This is a genomic window from Micromonospora trifolii (assembly GCF_022229005.1).
Taxonomy (GTDB): domain Bacteria; phylum Actinomycetota; class Actinomycetes; order Mycobacteriales; family Micromonosporaceae; genus Micromonospora; species Micromonospora trifolii.
Window position 1 is genome coordinate 1 of sequence record NZ_JAKKFD010000009.1, and the last position, 16,798, is coordinate 16,798.

Sequence of the window (16,798 nt, forward strand, 5' to 3'; positions counted from 1 at the left end):
GTGCACGCCGTCGCCGGCCGGGGCCCCGATGATCACGTTGCGCAGTGTGGCGCCGGCGGCCAGCTCGAACATCGGGTCCTGGCTCTCGCTCTGCCCACCGTCACCGATGCCGTAGTAGCGCTTGAGCCCACCGTCGAAGGTGCCGGAGACCGCGATCGTGGCGTCCACCTTCTGGCTGCTGGTGGGCGTCGGCCAGCCAGCCGGCGGAGGTGTGGTGGTCGGTGGTGGCGTGGTGGTCGGTGGCGGAGTGGTGGTCGGCGGCGGCGTGGTCGGGGTGCCGCCGCCGGAGGAGTCGACCGCCACGTCGTCGAAGCCGCCACTGGCGTACGCGGTGACCAGCCCGATCCGGCCCGCGCCGGCCAGGCTGTTGCTGCCGGACGCGATCTGGGTGCCGTTGACGAAGCCGCGGATGGTGCTGCCGCTGGTCTCGATGCGCAGTGTGTACCAGGTGCCGGTGCCGACGCCCAGCGCGGCCGAACCGATCGCCGTGACGGAGCTGCCGTTGACCGCCTGGAGCTCGGCCCGGCCGGAGCCGAGCAGGGCCAGCCGGTACATCTTGGTGCTGCTGGTGGAACGGGCGGCAAGCCCGACCAGGGCGCTGGACGAGCCGAAGCTCGTCGGCCTGACCCGGGCCTGCACGGAGTAGTTGGTCCAGCTGGTCTGGCCGGCGAACTGCCGGGCCAGTTCGCTGCCGGCGTTGGACTGGTTGAGCACGCCCGAGCCGTCGACGGTCCAGGTGCCGCCGGACTTGGACCAGCCGGAGGTGTCGCCGTCGGTGAAGTCGTCGCTGAAGACGGTGGCCGCGAAGGCCGAGGTCATGCCAGCGGTGAGGGCCGCCGCGGTCACCCCGGCACCCACCGCCAGCAGGAGTGGTCGGCGGCCGGTGAGTCGTCTTTTCTGCACAGGTGTCCTCCTTGACGCATGTGGTGGTGATCCCTCGGCGGCCGTAGCGAGACGTGTCGGCACGGCGTGCTGCGCTGAACGGGATCGGTGTGCGCCCCCGCCGGAAGCCCGGATCCGAAACGGGGTGAAGCGGGATCGAAGCCCTGGGGAAAGGGCTTTCCCGATGCTTCGAGGCTAGGACTGCCCAACCATCAACGTCAATGCCTGGCGCTTGCAGGTCTGTTGCAGGATTCCGGCCCTGACGGAAACGCCGACGGATCAGTAGCTCTCCGGCTCGGTGATCCGCCAGGCCGCGTTGATCAACCCGATGTGCGAGAGCGCCTGCGGGGTGTTGCCGAGCTGCATGCCGGTGGTGAGGTCGATCTGCTCGCTGAACAGCCCCACGTCGTTGGAGTACCCGACGACCCGCTCGAAGAGCGCCTCGGCGCGCTCCGGCTCGCCCGTCATCACCAGGCACTCCACCAGCCAGAACGAGCACAGCAGGAATCCGGCCGGGTCGGTCGTCCAGCGGCGCAGCAGGCCGTCCTCGGTGCCCAGCTCGCGCTCGACCATCGCGATCGTCGAGCGCATCCGGGGGTCGGTGGCCGGCAGGAAGTGCGTGACCGGCAGGGCGAGCACCGAGGCGTCCAGCTCCGCCGAACCGAACGCGCCGGTGAACGCCCCGATCCGCTCGTTCCACCCCTCGCGCAGCACGGTGTCGCGGATCTCGTCGCGTACCCGGGCCCAGCGACCGGGGTCGGCCCGATCACCGAGCCGGTCGGCGAGCCCCACCGCCCGGTCCATGGTCAACCAGCAGGACACCTTGGACGAGACGTAGTGGCGCTCCTCGTCGCGGGTCTCCCAGATGCCCCGGTCCGGCAGGTGCCACGTCGCGGCCACCTGCTCGGTCAGCCCCAGCACCATCTCCCGCAGCTCGTCCTCGAACCGCGCGCCGAGGTAGTCGCGCAGCCGCCACACCGCCGACATCACCTCACCGGGCACGTCGAGCTGCCGCTGCCGCCAGGCGTCGTTGCCGACCCGCACGGGTCGACTGTCGCGGTAGCCGCGCAGATGGTTGCAGTGGTGCTCGGAGAGGTCACGCTCCCCCTCCAGCCCGAAGAGCACCGGCACGGGCTCGTCGCCGATCCGGCCGATCGAGCGGGTCGCCCAGGCGAACAGCCGGGACGTCTCGTCGGGGCAGGCCGCCACCCAGAGCGCCCGCATCGTCAACGAGAAGTCCCGCAGCCAGGAGTAGCGGTAGTCGTAGTTCCGGTCGCCGCCGATCTGCTCCGGCAGCGAGGAGGTCAGCGCGGCGGCGACCGCGCCGCTGCGGGCGTACGTGAGGCCGGTCAGGACCGTCGAGCTGTGTTTGACGAGTTCGGGGTAGCGGCCGGAGTACCCGTGCGTCTCCCGGAACGCCTGCCACGCCTCGATCGTCTCGGCGAGGGTGGTCAGCGGGTCCACCCGGGCCGGCGGGTCGCCGTACGCCTCGCCGAACGCGAGGTCCATCCCGATCACCTGACCGGCGGAGACCTCGAACTCGTGGGTCACCCGGTCGGTGCCCGCCCGCAGGTGCAGGCCCTCGGCGCGCAACATCAGCACGACCGGGCCGGCGCCGGCCAGCACCCCGCCGTCCGGCTGCTCGTGCAGGTATGGCGTGAGCAGGCCGTACTCCGGGCGGGGCGCGAAGTCCAACGCCATCCGCACCCGCCCGGAGAGCCCCTCGACCACCCGGATCAGCACGGCGGGTGAGTTCTTACCCAGCTCGTGGGCGCGCGCGCCGACCTCGGCGGCCAGCGCGTCGGTGACCGCCACGCTGCCGTGCGGGGTGTGGTGCACGGTCCGCAGCACCAACGTGTCCGGCAGGTACGCGCGCTCCACCCGGTGACCCGGGTCGCCGACCCCGACCGGCGCCAGCCGGAAGTGGCCGGCCCCCGGGTCGAGCAGCCGCGCGAACACGGACGACCCGTCGAACCGGTGCGGGCACCACCAGTCGATCGAGCCGTCCTTGCCGACCAGGGCACCCGAACGAGAGTCCGAGAGGAACCCGTAGTCGGAGATCTGCGGCTGCTGCTCCACCCGCCGCGGGTACCCGCAACGACCCGGATCAGGCCGGACGGATCATTCGGTCGGCGGCTCGTCCTCGCCCGCCGCCTCGGCCGCGTCGGCCTCTTCCTTGGTCTTGTGCACGGCCTTGTCGGCGTGCTCCGGCGGCCCGTAGACCGTGTACAGCACCAGCGGGTTGGGGCCGGTGTTGACGAAGTTGTGCTTGGTGCCCGCCGGCACCACGACCAGGTCGCCCGCGACGACCTTCCGCTTCGCGCCGGCGACCCGCGCCTCGCCGACGCCACTCACGAAGGTGAGGATCTGGTCGATGTCCTCGTGCACCTCCTCGCCGATCTCTCCATCGGCAGGGATGGTCATGATGACCAACTGAGTGTGCTCACCGGTCCACAGCACGCGCCGGAAATCCGGGCTCTTCTCGGCGACAGTCGCGATAGTGAAATGCTCCATGTCCACGCTCATACCCCGTCCAGCGGTGTGCCACGCCGGGACTCACGAATGGTGGAATTCCCCACGCTGGGCGGGTTTGGATCCGTAGGGACCGGGGATCGAGAAGCGGACCGGCACGAAGGGCCGGTCGAGCCAGGTCCCCGCCGGCGTACCGCCGAACGGCTGCGATGGTGGGAGACGGCCAGAGCACGGCGACGTTCCGACAACTGTCGAAACGGCGCCGTGCGCTCTTGTGTGCCAGAGGGCTCAGCGGTGCAGCCAGCTGAGCAGGTCGGGCGGGGCCAGCATTGCTGCTTTCTCCTGGTATCGGGCTCGGCCGGCTTTGTTCAGCAGGTCGCGTCCCTGACCTGAGGCGCCTCGGCGGAAGAACGCCTGGCGGTCACGCAGCACGCCGAGCGTGTCCGGTGCGAGCCGGTCGGCGCGCTCCCGCATGCGACCGAAAGTGGCGGCCTCCACCAACTCCGGCCCCGGGCTCGGAAGTTTCCACAGGTCGGCGAGCCGGCGCATCTCACCGCCCAGATCGGCCAGCAGGTCGTCGTAGTGCACGAGCTCGACGTTCGGCTCGTGCCGGCGGGCCCACGCGTCACCCAGGTGCATCAGCACCCCGGGCAGTGAATCCAGCTCGGTGCCCGGGTCCACCTCCCGGTCGACCCAGCTCAGCAACCACTCCCGCACCGAAGGCCGCTCCCGGGGTGGCCCGGCCGGGGCGGGTTGGCCGGTCAGCTCGGCGATGCGCGCCCGGTCCAGGTTGGCGCCCTGGTGGTAGAGGGAGACCGCCATGTCCAGCGGGTGCCGGGCCACCACCACGTAGTGCGCCCGAGGGTCGAGCGGCACCCCGTCCAGCGGGGTGTGCGTCTTGATGAACCGCCGGTGCGGCTGGGCGGCCAGCCGGTCGTACACCGTGGCCTGCGGCTCGCCCAACCAGTCCAGCCACGGCGACAGCACTGTCAGCGGCGCCGGCAACTCCGGGGTACGGAGCACCAGGAGCGCACAGATCATCTGCATCCAGGTGGTGCCGCTCTTCGACCGGGTGCTGATCACGATGTCGCCGTCACGGAACGGGAAGCCGCCCCACCGCGCGCTGTCCTCTTCGTCGGATCGGTATCTGTGAATTGGCCTGGGCACCGGTGGATGGTAGTCGCCGAACCGACAGTCCAGCAGCCGAATTCCGGCTTACATCAGTGGGGCATGCGCGTATGCCTGGCTAGATTGAATTATGGTGCCCGCCCACGGGGGCCGGGCGGCGGCACCGGTCTACCGCCCCATCCTCGCCAACCGACGGGGCGAGCTCGAGGCCCTGAGCCACCTCGATCCCGCGTACGCCGCACTGGTATCCCCGATCCTGGAGATCGGCGCGATCGGTCGGTCCACGATGGACGCCATCCGCCGGTTGCCATCCGGGCTGCTGCCCGCCATCGACGTCAGCGCGCTGCCCGACATCCCCGAGGCGGAGCTGACCCGTTGGGGCGTACCGGTGGTGCCGGTGATCGGGCTCTCCGAGAGCGACCACCGGCTGGTCGCGCACGGCGCGGCGGCGCGGGCGTACGGCCGGCGCGCGCTCATCCGGCTGCGGGCCGGTCGGGACCGGGCCGGGCCGGACGCGAGCACCACCGCCGTGGAACGGATCTGGCGGTTCACCGACCTCGCCCCGGAGGAGTGCGACCTGCTGGTGGACGCGGGGGACGTGTGCTGCCCGGCGGACGTGCGGACCGCCGAGCCCCGGGTACGCCACCTGCTGGACTGGGCGCGCCGGCACGCCTGGCGGTCGGTGACGGTGGCGGCCGGCGGTATGCCGCCGACGCTGTCCCGGTTGCCCACCGACGAGCCGGTCCAGCTGGACCGTTGGGACTGGCAACTGTGGCGACGACTTGCCGACGCCGGGGTCGACTACGGCGACTACGGCGTCCACCCGGCTGGGCCGGGCACCGCTGAGGGCGACCGGTTGCCGACAGTGCGATACACCGACGACGGCAGTTGGTGGGTCTACCGCTGGGCGCGACGCGGCGGCCGGGGCGACGACCGGTTCGCCGACCTGTGTCGCACGCTGGTGTCGGCGCCACACTGGCCGACCAGCGGGGCGGCCTTCTCCTGGGGTGACCACGAGCTGCTGCGCCGGGCCCGTCGGGGCGCCGGGGCCGGCTCGACCGCCAACTGGGCGGCGTGGAGCACCTCGCACCACCTGGCCCACGTGCTCGGCACGCTGTTGCACCCGGGCGGCGACGGTGCGCCGCGGTGGCACCCCGGGCAGGGTCCACCGCAGCGGGGACGATCGCTGCGGTGAGGCCGGGTCTACTGCTTCTCGGTGAAGCCGAACTGGATGATGCCCTCGTCGTCGACGGTGGCGTCCACCGACGCGTCGCCGAGCAACTCGGCGGCGTCCTCGTCCAGGAAGATCCGGGCGCCCTGGTTGTCGACCACCCGATCGCCCTGTACCGGTTCGGGCACCAGCTCGACGGTGAGCGAGCCGGCCTCGGTGTCGGCGGCGATACGCACACCGCCGTCCTGGGCGACGTCCTGTTGGTTGGCGAGGTCACGGATGACGAGCACGGCGTTATCGGTCATGGTGAGCATTGTTGGAACTCCTCGTGGATTCTCGGCTCGCGGTCGGATACCGCGCGGACCGGACAGTCGGCCCGCGTACGAGCCACGTGGGAGGCGACAGAGGGGCGAACGGTCATCGCCGTCGCATCGAATCGGGGCAGCTGACGGCCCCGTCACTCCCACCGTGCCCGCTGCCGGACCATCCGTCAAATAGAGCCAGGTCAGTGGAGAGCGGCGGCCGGGCTCAGCCAGGCGCGAATCTCGGTGACCGCCGTGCGGCCTGCCCGGTTGGCCCCGATCGTGCTGGCCGAGGGGCCGTACCCGACCAGGTGAACCCGTGCGTCGGCGACCACGCGGGTGCCGTCCATCGTGATACCGCCGCCCGGCGCGCGCAGCCCCAGCGGGGCGAGATGGTCGATGGCCGCCCGGAAGCCGGTGCACCAGAGGATCACGTCCGCCGGCACGAACCGCCCGTCCGTCCAGGCCACCCCGTCGGGCGTGATCCGGTCGAACATGGGTAGCCGGTCGAGGACCCCGCGCTCGCGCAGTCGGCGTACCTCCGGGGTGACCGGAAGCCCGGTCACGCCCACCACGCTTCCCGGCGGTCGGCCGGCCCGCACCGCCTGGTCCACCCGGGCCACGGCGGCGCGACCCAGTTCCGGGCCGAACTCCTCGTCGTTGAAGGTCGGCGGCCGGCGGGTCACCCAGGTGGTGGCCGCCGCGACTGTGGAGACCTCGCCGAGCAGTTGCACTGCCGAGGTGCCGCCTCCGACCACCACCACACGCAGACCGGTGAACTCGGCCGGCCCCCGATAGTCGGCGGTGTGCAGTTGCCGCCCCCGGAAGGTCGACCGGCCCGGGTAGTGCGGCCAGAACGGTCGCGTCCAGGTGCCGGTGGCGTTGATCAGGGCCCGGGCGGTCCAGGTGCCTCGGTCGGTGTGCACATCGAGCCGTCCGTCCGGGCGGGAGCGCACCGCCCGGACCCGCACCGGCCGCCGCACCGGCAGGTCGAAGGCCCTCTCGTACGCGGCGAAGTAGGCGCTGACCTGCTCGGACGCCGGGCGATGTGGCTCGGTGGGCGGGAGCGGCAGCCCGGGCAGGTCGTGGAAGCCGTGCACCCGGTCGAAGACCAGCGTCGGCCAGCGGTGCTGCCAGGCGCCGCCGGGCCCGTTGTCGGCGTCGAGGATGACGAAGCCGCTGCCGGGCGCGAAGCCGGTGCGGTGCAGGTGATAGCCGGCGCTCAGGCCGGCCTGCCCGGAGCCGATCACCACGACGTCCGCGGAGTGGGTGTCCACGTGTCCTGCAACGCGCCGGATGTCACAGCTGTGCCCGTCCTCGACCGTCGCGCCGATCACAGACGGCCATTCCGGCTTCGGCCACCTGACCTGCGCTTACGCTGAGTGAATGAGCGACTTCCGTCGGTACGCGGCCGAGTTCCTCGGCACCCTGCTGCTGGTGTTCTTCGGGGTCGGCAGCGCGGTCGCCGCACGGATCCAGGGCGGCGTGGTGGTGGTGGCGCTGGCCTTCGGGTTCGTGATGGTGGCCCTCGTCTACACGATCGGCCCACTTTCCGGCAGCCACGTCAACCCAGCGGTCACGCTCGGTGTGCTGCTCTCCGGCAAGATCTCGGTGCTCGGGGCGGTGGCGTACTGGATCGCGCAGTTCGTCGGCGCGACAGTCGCGGGCTTCGTGCTCTGGGCGCTCACCCGATGGGGTGACGTCGCGGACCAGACCGGGGCCCTGGGCACGAACGGTTACGGCGCGCACATCAACCGGGGCGGCGCGGCCGTGCTGGAAGTCGTGCTGACCTTCCTGTTCGTGCTGGTCGTGCTGGTGGTGACCAGTCGGAGCGAGAATCCGGGCACCGCCGGGCTGGCCATCGGGCTGGCCCTGGCCGTGACCCAACTGGTGGGCGTGACGCTGACCGGCGCGGCGGTCAATCCGGCCCGCGCGTTCGGGCCGGCGGTCTTCGAGGGCGGCGTGGCGCTCCGGCAGCTCTGGGTGTTCATCGTCTTCCCGCTGCTCGGCGGGGCGCTCGCGGCGCTGGTCGCACCACTGGTCATGGGGGCGCAGCGGCACTACTGGGGTGGCCACGAGAAGACGGTCGGCGGGCCGAAGTAGCCCAGACGGCATCATCTTTCACCTGAGGGCTTTCTCCGGCGAATATCTCCGTGGCAGCATCAGCGGATGCATCGCCGTCACTTTCCCCGGGCCCTCGCGCTGCTCGCGCTGGTCGCCACAGTGGCCACCGCCGGCGCGCCCGGTGCCACGGCCGAGTCGCCCACCGCGGCGACGACCCAACTGCGCGCCACCATCGACACGATCCTCGCCGACACCCGGCTGGCCGGCGCGCAGGCGTCGGTGGTCGTGGTCGACACCAGCACGGGACAGACGCTCTACGACCGCAACGGCGACCGCCGGCTGGTCCCGGCGTCCAACACCAAGCTGCTGACCTCGACGGCCGCCCTTGAGCTGCTCGGCCCGGGGCACCGCTTCAGCACCGACGTACGAACCAGCGGCAAACGCCGTGGGGCCCTGCTCGCCGGCAACCTCTACCTGCGCGGCGGAGGCGACCCGACAATGCTCGCCGCCGACTACGAGGCGCTCGCCGCGCAGGTCGCCGCCGGCGGCGTCCGGGTGGTCACCGGCAACCTGGTCGCCGACGACACCCGCTACGACAGCACCCGACTCGGCCCCGACTGGACCTGGGACGACGAGCCCTACTACTACGCCGCGCAGGTCTCCGCGCTGACCGTCGCCCCGGACACCGACTACGACGCGGGCACCGTGATCGTGCACGCCGCACCGGCCGACCGGGCCGGCGCCCCGCCGGTGGTCACCACCACACCCGCCACCGGGTACGTCCGCGTCGACAACCGCGCCCAGACGGTCAGCGACGGCGAGACCTCGATCTCGATCGAGCGCGAGCACGGCAGCAACACGGTCGTGATGACCGGTCAGATCGCCGTCGGCGACGAGCCCGCCAGCGACTGGGTCACCGTCTGGGAGCCCACCGGCTACGCGGCCGACGTGTTCCGGGCGGCGCTGCACCGACACGGCGTCCGGGTGCTCGGCCAGACCGTGCTCGGCCAGCCCACCCCGGCGAGGGCGCGCCCGTTGGCGCGCCACGACTCGATGAGCCTGGGCGAGCTGATGACGCCATTTCTGAAGCTGTCCAACAACGGGCACGCCGAGGTGTTGACCAAGGAGATCGGCCGGGTGCTCTCCGGCTCGGGCACCTGGACGGCCGGTGTCACAGCGATCAGCGAGTACGTCGCCGACACCGGAATGGACACCGGGAGACTGCGTCAGCGTGACGGCTCAGGGTTGTCCCGGCGCAACCTGATCCCGGCGGCCGAGTTCGTCGACCTGCTGAGCGCCGTCCGCGCCGAACCGTGGTTCGCGACCTGGTACGCGGCGCTGCCGATCGCCGGCCGGCCCGAGCGGTTCGTCGGCGGCACCCTGCGCAGCCGGATGGCCGGCACGCCGGCCGCTGGCAACGTGCACGCCAAGACCGGCAGCCTGACCGGCGTCTCGGGGCTCTCCGGCTACGTCACCAGCGCAGATGGTCGACTGCTGGCGTTCTCCATCCTGCTGAACAACTACCTGACGGCGTCGGTGAAGTCGTTGGAGGACCAGATCGCCGTGGCGCTGGCCGGCTTCCGCGAGGGTGGAGCGTCGAAGGCACGGGTGGCCCCGCCGGCGGTGCCGGAGACGCCGCGCACCCCGGAGGGCGTCGAGTGCTCCTGGGTCAAGCCGATCACCTGCTGAGCGGCGGCCGGGAGGCGCGTTCGCGCCTCCCGGCCCGGCGAGCGCTCAGGCCGGACGGTTCGGTGGGGGGACCACCGCCGTCGGGTCACCACGTTCGATGAGCGCGGCGATCTCAGCGGCCCGCAGCCCGCGCAGCGCCAGCACCCGGGTGCCCCAGCGGTGCAGGCGGCACGGGTGCGGGCTGGCATCGTTGCGGCAGACCACACCACCGGACCACCGTCGGGGGGCGTGCACCACCACCGCCCGTACGGCGAACTGGGTGTCCTCCCCCGTCACGTACGGCGGCAGGGGAATGTCGCGAAGAACCTCCCCGGACGCTTCACCGACGCCGGACGAAGCGGCACGACGGACGCGGTGGCCGGTGCTGCTGCTCATCTCCGCTGCCTCCACACTGGATGGTCGGATGGGGACAGCAGAAAGTTACGACGCATTCGACAGTCAGCGACGGACAAACTGTCCCGGTGCCCCAACGCGCAGCGATCAGTCAGTCAGTCAACGCACCGTCACGGCCTGGAGGCCGACGTTGCCGCAGTGCTGCGTGAAGACCTTCTCGACGGTCCAGTTCAGCAGCAGCCGGGCACCCTTCGGCACCGTGAAACGGATGGTGAACTGGGCGCTCTGACTGGTGTAGGGGTCTTCCAGTCGAGCGGTGCTGGCGGGCCCGCCGGTGGACAGCCGCGCTTCCAGTCGCCCCCGAGCCATCCAGATGCCGGCGTACAGCTGGACCGTGCGCGGCTCGCCGCTGCCGGCGACGGCGAGGCTGAAACCGTTCCCGGCACCGCAGGCGTAGACGCCGTTGGAGCTGCCGTTCGTCGACCGCTCCGGCGTGCCGTCGGACCAGCGCACGTACTCCTGGTTGCCGTCCCAGCCGACCCGCCGCCCGGCGCCACCACCGTCGATGATCTCGCCGGAGCCGGAGCGCTTGCGGTTCGTCGACCGGCCGCCGTGCTCTCCCCAGTGCACCCAGTCCCGGGCGCCAACGGAGGTGAGGTCGACGATGGCGGGCATCTCGCCCCGGCTCACCGTCAGCGCCGGCGCACCGGGCTTCGCCGGTGGCGGGGCCGGCGCGCTGGCCGACGGCGTCGGCGTCGGCTCCGGCGAGGGTGGGCGCTGGCGCGGACGCAGGCCGGGCGTCGCCGGCCCCGCCTCGCCGGTGCGCCCGTCGGCGGCCGGGAGACCTGGGGAACGGGCCCCGACGGGCACGCCGCCCGGACCCGCCTGGTCGTCGTCCGGCGCCGGACCGGAGCGGGTGGCGAGGTAAGAGATCAACACCACCAGGCAGACGAGTACGGCGGCGCCCTCCACCGCCCAGCGTCGCCGCTGTCGGACGCGGCGCAACAGGCTGCGGGTCACCCCGGCGGTAATGGCACGCGGACGGTGCCTCGGCGGCGCGTCGCCAGCCCTCGAACCAGCCCGCGTGCGGTCTTCGTCCGCCACCGACCCCTCCAACTCCGCCGCCCGGCCGTTTTGGACCGCCGAGGACCACACCATCCGCTGTGGGCAGTTTCACGTTTGTCCGGGCGTGGACGACACGCTAGATCCGGACTACCGGACGTGTCCAGCCCACAATGGGACGCTGTCGGACAACCCGGCCCGCCCGGACGGACGATTCGGCAGACCACGAGCGCCTTTCCGGTCAACCGATCCGGAAGCCGAGCAGTTGCGCGACGACCACTGCCTGCTCGACGTCGATCACGGCACCGGCCCGTTCGACGACCGTCGGGTCCAGCGCGGTGAGATCGCTGCCCCGCAGGTCGGCGCCGCCGAGCCGGACGTTGGTCAACTGCGCTCCGGAAAGATCGACACCGGTGACCGTAGCACCGGTGAGATTGGCCCTGGTGAGATCCACCTCGCGCATGCGCACCCCGGTCAGTCGAACACCACGCAGGTCGGCACCGGGCAGCGCGACGAAGGACCAGTCGCCGCCGTCCACCGTCAACGGACGCAGATCACACTCGCTGAAGGTGCTGCCGACCAGCTTGCAGCCGGTGAACTCGGCCTCGAAGAAGTTGCATCGCCGAAAGACGCAACGGGTGAAGGCGGAGTCGACATGCCGGGAGGCGTTGAACGCGACGTTGCCGAACGTGCACCCGGTGAAGACCGCGCCTCTGCTCACCGCCTCGGTCAGGTCCACCCCGAAGAACTCGCAACCCACGAAGTGCCGGTCGGTCAGCTCCTCGCCGTACCAGTCCTCGTTGCGGAAGGTCACGTCCTCGGTCAACTCCGGCATCCGGCCAGGCTAGTCGGCACCGACGGCAGCCGACGGCCGGCGGGCCGGTGCCGGCCCCCTTCCGGTGTCGGTGTACCGGCGAGTAGGTTCGGCGGCGTGAGTGTGGCTCGGAGCAAGGACCCGGATCAGATCGGCTTCGACACGGCGCGGCTGGCGCGGATCGATGAGCACTTCGGCAGGTACGTCGACGACGGCCGGCTGGCCGGCTGGCAGGTGGTGGTCACCCGTCGCGGCGAGGTGGCGCACTCCTCGACGTACGGGCTGCGCGACCGGGAGTCGGGCGCGCCTGTCGAGGCCGACACCCTCTGGCGGATCTACTCGATGACCAAGCCGGTCACCTCGGTCGCGGCGATGATGCTGTGGGAGGAGGGCCGGTTCGAGCTGACCGACGAGATCAGCCGCTGGCTGCCCGAGTTCGCCGACCTGCGGGTCTACTCCAAGGGGTCGGCGCTCAAGCCGTACACGGTGCCGGCGGTCGAGCCGATCCGGGTCTGGCACCTGCTCACCCACACGGCCGGCCTGACGTACGGCTTCATGCAGACCTCGGTGGTCGACGGGCTCTACCGGGCCGCCGGCTACGACCTGTACCCGCCTGCGGACGTCGACCTGGCCGGCGCCTGCGCGGCCTTCGGCGAGCTGCCGCTGCTGTTTCAGCCCGGCTCCGCGTGGGGCTACTCCGTCGCCACCGACGTGCTCGGTCGGCTCGTCGAGGTGATCTCCGGGCAGAGCCTCGACGCGTTCTTCGCCGACCGGATCTTCGGCCCGCTGGGCATGACCGACACCCGCTGGTGGGTGGAGGGCGACGAGGCCGACCGGCTGGCCGCGCTCTACGTACCGGAACCGCGCAGCGGCCGGGCCGTCCGCTACGACAGCCTCGGGTCGCTCGCGTTCAGCAAGCCGGCGCTGCTCTCCGGCGGTGGCGGCCTGATCTCCAGCGCCGCCGACTACCACCGGTTCACGCAGTTGCTGCTGCGCGGCGGCGAGCTGGACGGCGTCCGGCTACTCGGGCCACGCACGGTGCGGTTCATGACCCGCAACCACCTGCCCGGCGGTCAGGACCTGGGCACCCTGTCCACCGGCGGCTTCGCCGAGACCACCCTGGACGGGATCGGCTTCGGCCTCGGCTTCGCGGTGGTCGACGACCCGATCCCCAGCCGGGTGCCGAGCAGCGTCGGCGAGTACTACTGGGGCGGGGTGGCCAGCACCGCGTTCTGGGTCGACCCGGCCGAGGAGATCACCGCGTTGCTGTTCACGCAGCTGATGCCGTCGAGCACCTACCCGCTCCGCTCCCAGCTGCGCCAGCTCGTCTACGCCGCCCTGCGCGACTGACCGGCGGCCACACCGACCCCGCCGATCTTGCACCTTGTGTTGTCGAAATGTCCCTGATGAGTTGCTTGCCAGGACAGAAAGTGCAAGATCGGCGGAATGGCAGCCGCTGGCGGACTGCGGTCAGTCGGTGAGGCGGGCTGGGAAGCCACCGGTGGCGATCGGGCCCCAGGCGTCGATGGTGACCCGGATCAGCGACTTGCCCTGGCGCACCATCGCCGCCCGGTAGTCGTCCCAGTCCGGGTGCTCACCGGAGATGCTGCGGAAGTACTCGACAAGCGGCTCCAGCGCCTCGGGCAGATCGAGCACCTCGGCGGTGCCGTCGATCTGCACCCAGGGGCCGTTCCAGTCGTCGCTGAGCACGCAGGCCGACACCCGGGGGTCGCGGCGGAGGTTGCTCACCTTGGCCCGCTCGGGGTAGGTGGAGATGACCAGCCGCCCCTGCCCGTCGACCCCGGCCGAGACCGGGGAGGACTGCGGGCGCCCGTCGGCCCTGGTGGTCATCAGCACGACGCGGTGTCGCGGCCGGAGGAAGTCGAGCAGGCCGTCCCGGTCGACCCGGGTGTTCCTTGCGATGCTGCGTGCCATTCCCCGTTCCTACCAGGGCGCGGGCGCAGCGGGGTCGGCGGGTCAGCGGGGCCGGGCCGCGGCGCGGTGCACCGCCTGGGTGGGCACCCGGGGACGGCCGGACGGACGCCAGGCCCGACCGTTGGCGTAGATCACCCGAAAACCGAGGTACGACGCGAGCGGCGCCCAGTGGGCGGAGCCCATCCGCAGCTCGGCGGCATTGTGTCGCTGGCCGTTGGCGAGCACGTCGAGGAGCACGGTTTCGAAGGCCGCCGATTCGACCCAGTCGACCTCCCGGGTGAAACCGCAGATCAGAGCGGCTCCGGTGACCTCCAGGAACTCGCGCAAAACCGCGTCCGAAGCCCGCAGCACCGAGCAGCTGCCGAAATAGAGTCGCCGCCCCTCCGCGCGGCCGGCCATCAGCTCGGCCACCTCGTTCAACTCGACGGACTGCCAGTCGGTGAGGCAGAGCCGGCTCGGCTCGCCGTGCATGGCGAAGAAGCCGACCCGGTGGTCGGCGTACTGCTTGAGCAGCCACCGGTCCAGGAAGTAGAACAACTCGTCGCGGGTGGCCGCGTCCTTGTGGATGAAGCGGATCTTGCCCAGCCGCTCCAGCAACTCCAGGGTGGGCAGCACCGAGCCCCGCTCGTTGAGGTCACGGTGCCACTGACCCTCGACACAGAAGACGCCACCGCGTGCCACGCGCACCTCCGCCAGTCCACCGCCCCGGGGCTGACGTTACCGGCCGCCATCACCCCGGGAACATCACCCTGCGTGTGGCAGATTGCGACGTTCGGTGCGCTTGTCGGCAGGAGGGGTGATCGGCCGGAAATGGCTGTTTCGCAAATCAGCCGAATTCCCAGCCAATACCCAGGGACAGCGGATTGTGAGCACGATTCTCGTTAATCACCTCCAACCGCACTGATCGGTGCGAGGGTGGAAATCACGGGACTTCTCGGTCGATGTCCTGGTGCCACCCCATTCGCTCTCCTATCGGGAGGACTTCTGTGCGCGTAAACACCTTGAAGCGGGTCGCCGTCGCATTCGCCCTGGCACTGCCCGGGGCCGCAATCGCCACGGTGGTCGCCGCACCGGCGGCCCACGCGGACGGCTGTTACACCTGGAACCGCACCCTGAGCCAGGGGCGCTCCGGCGATGACGTCCGCCAGTTGCAGATCCGGGTCGCCGGGTGGGCCGGCTACCGGGACATCGTGGAGAACGACGGCCGCTACGGTCCGAAGACCGCCGCCGCGGTCAAGCGGTTCCAGCAGGCGTACGGGCTGCGCGCCGACGGCATCGCCGGCCCACAGACCTTCGCCAAGCTGTACCAGCTCCAGGACAACGACTGCACGCCCGCGCACTTCACCTACGGCGAGTTGGACAACGGGTGCGGCAGGAGCGGGTGGAGCGGCGGCCCGCTGTCGGCCAACCAGACCAAGCAGAACGCGCTGCGCACCATGTGGAAGCTTGAGGCGCTGCGCAAGAGCCTCGGCGACAAGCCGCTCAACGTGTCCAGCGGCTTCCGCAGTCGCGCCTGCAACAACCAGGTCGGCGGCGCGTCCGACAGCCAACACCTGTACGGCAACGCGGCCGACGTGACCTCACGGACGTCCTCGCTGTGCCAGGTCGCCCGGGGCGCCCGCAACAACGGCTTCAGTGGGATCTACGGGCCGGGCTACCCCGACCACGACGACCACGTGCACGTCGACTCACGTCGGGAGAACAACAGCGACAGCAGCTCGAACACGACGAGCTGGTCCGCACCGGACTGCGGGGTCGGCAACTGAGCTGACCCGCTCAGAGCGACGTCGGCCCGACGCGGAGGGGGAATCTTCGCGCCGGGCCGACGTCGTGTCGCCCCGGGGTCGGTTGGGCGGAGGGGGTAGCGCGCTCAGCTCGCCCGGGGCCAGCGCGGCGCGGTGACGGGGGGAGTCACCGGCCGGCCAGCAGCGGTGGGCCGTACCCCCTGGGGGACGACCCGCGCGGCCTGTTGCCGCGACGGCCCGGTCGCCGTGAACGGGAAGGGCACGTGCACGAACGGATTCCCGTGCCGGATCAACGCCTCGATCTGCCGCTCGTTGAGCCCGTGTGCCTCCAACACCCGCCGCCCCCAACGGTGCAGCCGGCACGGGTAGGAGGCGCCGTCGTTGCGGCACAGCGGCCCCGTGGGCCACTCCTCGGCGGTGTGCACTACCACCGCCCGGACCGCGAGCCGGACATCCTCCGGGGTCAGAGGTGCCGGCATTGGCACCTCACCCAGTACCTGATCGATGGGATCCGTCGACTGCTCACCAACTCGCACGGCAGGCCTCCCGCAGTTCGGCAGCGGTACGGCGGACCCACCGCACCGACATCCTCGGCCATGGGTACGGCAGACACCTGACGAAAGTTCAATTCCGGTACGCGGTAAGCAGATCCTCCGCTGACAGCACCCGGATGCCGTCGACGGCAGTGCCGCTGCGCGACACGGCAACAACCGGCACCGATTCGTCAGCGCCGGGAAGCAGAGACCGGTGCAGGAGCAGCCGGCCCAGGTCGTGCGCGTCAAAGGGTCGGCTCTCCTGCCACTTGACCGATCCGACGAAGCTGATGCTCCGAGCGACGGGCGCACGGTCGGCGCCGACTATGTCGATCTCCGGGTCGTTGGTCCGGGTCCAGTAGCCGCCGATCGTCGCCGCCTCCGCCGGTAGGAGGTCGCTGGGCAGTCGGCGCAGCGCCTCCCGGACGACAGGTTCGATGGCCCGCCCCTGCCAGGACGTCCACGACCTGTCGATCCGGTCCATGGTCAGGTCGCCCCGCCCCCGCTCGATCTCGGAGAGGTGTGGCCCCAGGAACGACAACCAGAAACGCAGGTACGGATCGGCCACCGCGTACCGGGTCTCCCGCGACGGCTTGGTCGACAGCGGAACGGTGACCTCCACGGCCCGCATGTTGGTGTGCTCGGCCATCTGGCAGGGCGAACGGTTC

18 protein-coding genes are annotated in these 16,798 nt (G+C 71.2%); 5 read left to right on the top strand and 13 right to left on the bottom strand.

Features of this window, described 5'->3' with window-relative positions; all coding sequences use genetic code 11:
• The 4 genes from NIE79_RS06185 to NIE79_RS06200 all read right to left on the bottom strand — a co-directional run.
• The coding region (locus NIE79_RS06185) for a pectate lyase (protein WP_238677629.1) at positions 1 to 903 on the bottom strand (903 nt) is incomplete at its 3' end.
• A 258-nt stretch (positions 904 to 1,161) separates the two neighbouring features.
• Entirely contained in the window at positions 1,162 to 2,961 is a 1,800-nt protein-coding gene (locus tag NIE79_RS06190; RefSeq protein WP_238677630.1) for a glycoside hydrolase family 15 protein, read from the bottom strand.
• A gap of 42 nt (positions 2,962 to 3,003) precedes the next feature.
• The gene (locus NIE79_RS06195) at positions 3,004 to 3,396 is read right to left on the bottom strand and encodes a cupin domain-containing protein (RefSeq protein WP_091397116.1); all 393 of its coding nucleotides are present in this window, start codon (positions 3,394 to 3,396) and stop codon (positions 3,004 to 3,006) included.
• Positions 3,397 to 3,642: 246 nt separating this feature from the next.
• The gene (locus NIE79_RS06200; RefSeq protein ID WP_238677631.1) at positions 3,643 to 4,521 is read right to left on the bottom strand and encodes a sulfotransferase domain-containing protein; all 879 of its coding nucleotides are present in this window, start codon (positions 4,519 to 4,521) and stop codon (positions 3,643 to 3,645) included.
• A gap of 91 nt (positions 4,522 to 4,612) precedes the next feature.
• Between NIE79_RS06200 and NIE79_RS06205 the strand changes: the two genes are divergently transcribed.
• Positions 4,613 to 5,677, top strand: a complete 1,065-nt coding sequence (locus NIE79_RS06205; protein ID WP_238677632.1) for a beta family protein — start codon at positions 4,613 to 4,615, stop codon at positions 5,675 to 5,677.
• Between the two features lie 8 nt (positions 5,678 to 5,685).
• Here NIE79_RS06205 and NIE79_RS06210 read toward each other — a convergent pair whose 3' ends face one another.
• Together NIE79_RS06210 and NIE79_RS06215 are read right to left on the bottom strand one after the other, a co-directional pair.
• A complete protein-coding gene (locus NIE79_RS06210) occupies positions 5,686 to 5,967 on the bottom strand; it encodes an adhesin (protein WP_091393621.1) in 282 nt (93 codons plus the stop codon).
• Positions 5,968 to 6,158: 191 nt separating this feature from the next.
• Positions 6,159 to 7,232, bottom strand: a complete 1,074-nt coding sequence (locus NIE79_RS06215) for an NAD(P)-binding domain-containing protein (RefSeq protein WP_238677633.1) — start codon at positions 7,230 to 7,232, stop codon at positions 6,159 to 6,161.
• Positions 7,233 to 7,341: 109 nt separating this feature from the next.
• On the opposite strand from NIE79_RS06215, the gene NIE79_RS06220 reads away from it, so the two are divergent.
• Positions 7,342 to 8,058, top strand: a complete 717-nt coding sequence (locus NIE79_RS06220) for an MIP/aquaporin family protein (protein WP_238677634.1) — start codon at positions 7,342 to 7,344, stop codon at positions 8,056 to 8,058.
• A gap of 66 nt (positions 8,059 to 8,124) precedes the next feature.
• On the top strand, positions 8,125 to 9,708 hold the full coding sequence (gene dacB / locus NIE79_RS06225) for a D-alanyl-D-alanine carboxypeptidase/D-alanyl-D-alanine endopeptidase (protein ID WP_238677635.1): 1,584 nt from the start codon (positions 8,125 to 8,127) through the stop codon (positions 9,706 to 9,708).
• Between the two features lie 45 nt (positions 9,709 to 9,753).
• Here the strand turns inward: dacB and NIE79_RS06230 are convergent, their stop codons facing one another.
• The 3 genes from NIE79_RS06230 to NIE79_RS06240 form a co-directional block, all read right to left on the bottom strand.
• Positions 9,754 to 10,083, bottom strand: a complete 330-nt coding sequence (locus tag NIE79_RS06230) for a hypothetical protein (protein ID WP_238677636.1) — start codon at positions 10,081 to 10,083, stop codon at positions 9,754 to 9,756.
• A gap of 117 nt (positions 10,084 to 10,200) precedes the next feature.
• Positions 10,201 to 11,061, bottom strand: a complete 861-nt coding sequence (locus NIE79_RS06235; protein WP_238677637.1) for a hypothetical protein — start codon at positions 11,059 to 11,061, stop codon at positions 10,201 to 10,203.
• A 283-nt stretch (positions 11,062 to 11,344) separates the two neighbouring features.
• The gene (locus tag NIE79_RS06240; RefSeq protein WP_112582257.1) at positions 11,345 to 11,938 is read right to left on the bottom strand and encodes a pentapeptide repeat-containing protein; all 594 of its coding nucleotides are present in this window, start codon (positions 11,936 to 11,938) and stop codon (positions 11,345 to 11,347) included.
• Positions 11,939 to 12,034: 96 nt separating this feature from the next.
• Here NIE79_RS06240 and NIE79_RS06245 point away from each other — a divergent pair, with 96 nt between their 5' ends.
• A complete protein-coding gene (locus tag NIE79_RS06245) occupies positions 12,035 to 13,267 on the top strand; it encodes a serine hydrolase domain-containing protein (protein WP_238677638.1) in 1,233 nt (410 codons plus the stop codon).
• 120 nt (positions 13,268 to 13,387) lie between these two features.
• Here the strand turns inward: NIE79_RS06245 and NIE79_RS06250 are convergent, their stop codons facing one another.
• Positions 13,388 to 13,852, bottom strand: a complete 465-nt coding sequence (locus NIE79_RS06250; protein ID WP_238677639.1) for a PPOX class F420-dependent oxidoreductase — start codon at positions 13,850 to 13,852, stop codon at positions 13,388 to 13,390.
• 42 nt (positions 13,853 to 13,894) lie between these two features.
• The gene (locus NIE79_RS06255; protein WP_091393643.1) at positions 13,895 to 14,533 is read right to left on the bottom strand and encodes a DUF6642 family protein; all 639 of its coding nucleotides are present in this window, start codon (positions 14,531 to 14,533) and stop codon (positions 13,895 to 13,897) included.
• 305 nt (positions 14,534 to 14,838) lie between these two features.
• Between NIE79_RS06255 and NIE79_RS06260 the strand changes: the two genes are divergently transcribed.
• Entirely contained in the window at positions 14,839 to 15,618 is a 780-nt protein-coding gene (locus NIE79_RS06260; protein WP_238677640.1) for a D-Ala-D-Ala carboxypeptidase family metallohydrolase, read from the top strand.
• 104 nt (positions 15,619 to 15,722) lie between these two features.
• Here the strand turns inward: NIE79_RS06260 and NIE79_RS06265 are convergent, their stop codons facing one another.
• On the bottom strand, positions 15,723 to 16,076 hold the full coding sequence (locus NIE79_RS06265; protein WP_238677641.1) for a hypothetical protein: 354 nt from the start codon (positions 16,074 to 16,076) through the stop codon (positions 15,723 to 15,725).
• A 145-nt stretch (positions 16,077 to 16,221) separates the two neighbouring features.
• A complete protein-coding gene (locus tag NIE79_RS06270; RefSeq protein ID WP_238677642.1) occupies positions 16,222 to 16,779 on the bottom strand; it encodes a DUF234 domain-containing protein in 558 nt (185 codons plus the stop codon).
• Positions 16,780 to 16,798: the final 19 nt, after the last annotated feature.

What these genes read in the sequence shown, in the direction of transcription:
- NIE79_RS06195 (WP_091397116.1), bottom strand. Translation starts at nt 3,396, where the DNA reads ATGGAGCATTTCACTATCGCGACTGTCGCCGAGAAGAGCCCGGATTTC.
- NIE79_RS06205 (WP_238677632.1), top strand. Translation starts at nt 4,613, where the DNA reads ATGGTGCCCGCCCACGGGGGCCGGGCGGCGGCACCGGTCTACCGCCCC.
- NIE79_RS06210 (WP_091393621.1), bottom strand. Translation starts at nt 5,967, where the DNA reads ATGCTCACCATGACCGATAACGCCGTGCTCGTCATCCGTGACCTCGCC.
- NIE79_RS06220 (WP_238677634.1), top strand. Translation starts at nt 7,342, where the DNA reads ATGAGCGACTTCCGTCGGTACGCGGCCGAGTTCCTCGGCACCCTGCTG.
- dacB (WP_238677635.1), top strand. Translation starts at nt 8,125, where the DNA reads ATGCATCGCCGTCACTTTCCCCGGGCCCTCGCGCTGCTCGCGCTGGTC.
- NIE79_RS06230 (WP_238677636.1), bottom strand. Translation starts at nt 10,083, where the DNA reads ATGAGCAGCAGCACCGGCCACCGCGTCCGTCGTGCCGCTTCGTCCGGC.
- NIE79_RS06240 (WP_112582257.1), bottom strand. Translation starts at nt 11,938, where the DNA reads ATGCCGGAGTTGACCGAGGACGTGACCTTCCGCAACGAGGACTGGTAC.
- NIE79_RS06250 (WP_238677639.1), bottom strand. Translation starts at nt 13,852, where the DNA reads ATGGCACGCAGCATCGCAAGGAACACCCGGGTCGACCGGGACGGCCTG.
- NIE79_RS06265 (WP_238677641.1), bottom strand. Translation starts at nt 16,076, where the DNA reads ATGCCGGCACCTCTGACCCCGGAGGATGTCCGGCTCGCGGTCCGGGCG.
- NIE79_RS06270 (WP_238677642.1), bottom strand. Translation starts at nt 16,779, where the DNA reads ATGGCCGAGCACACCAACATGCGGGCCGTGGAGGTCACCGTTCCGCTG.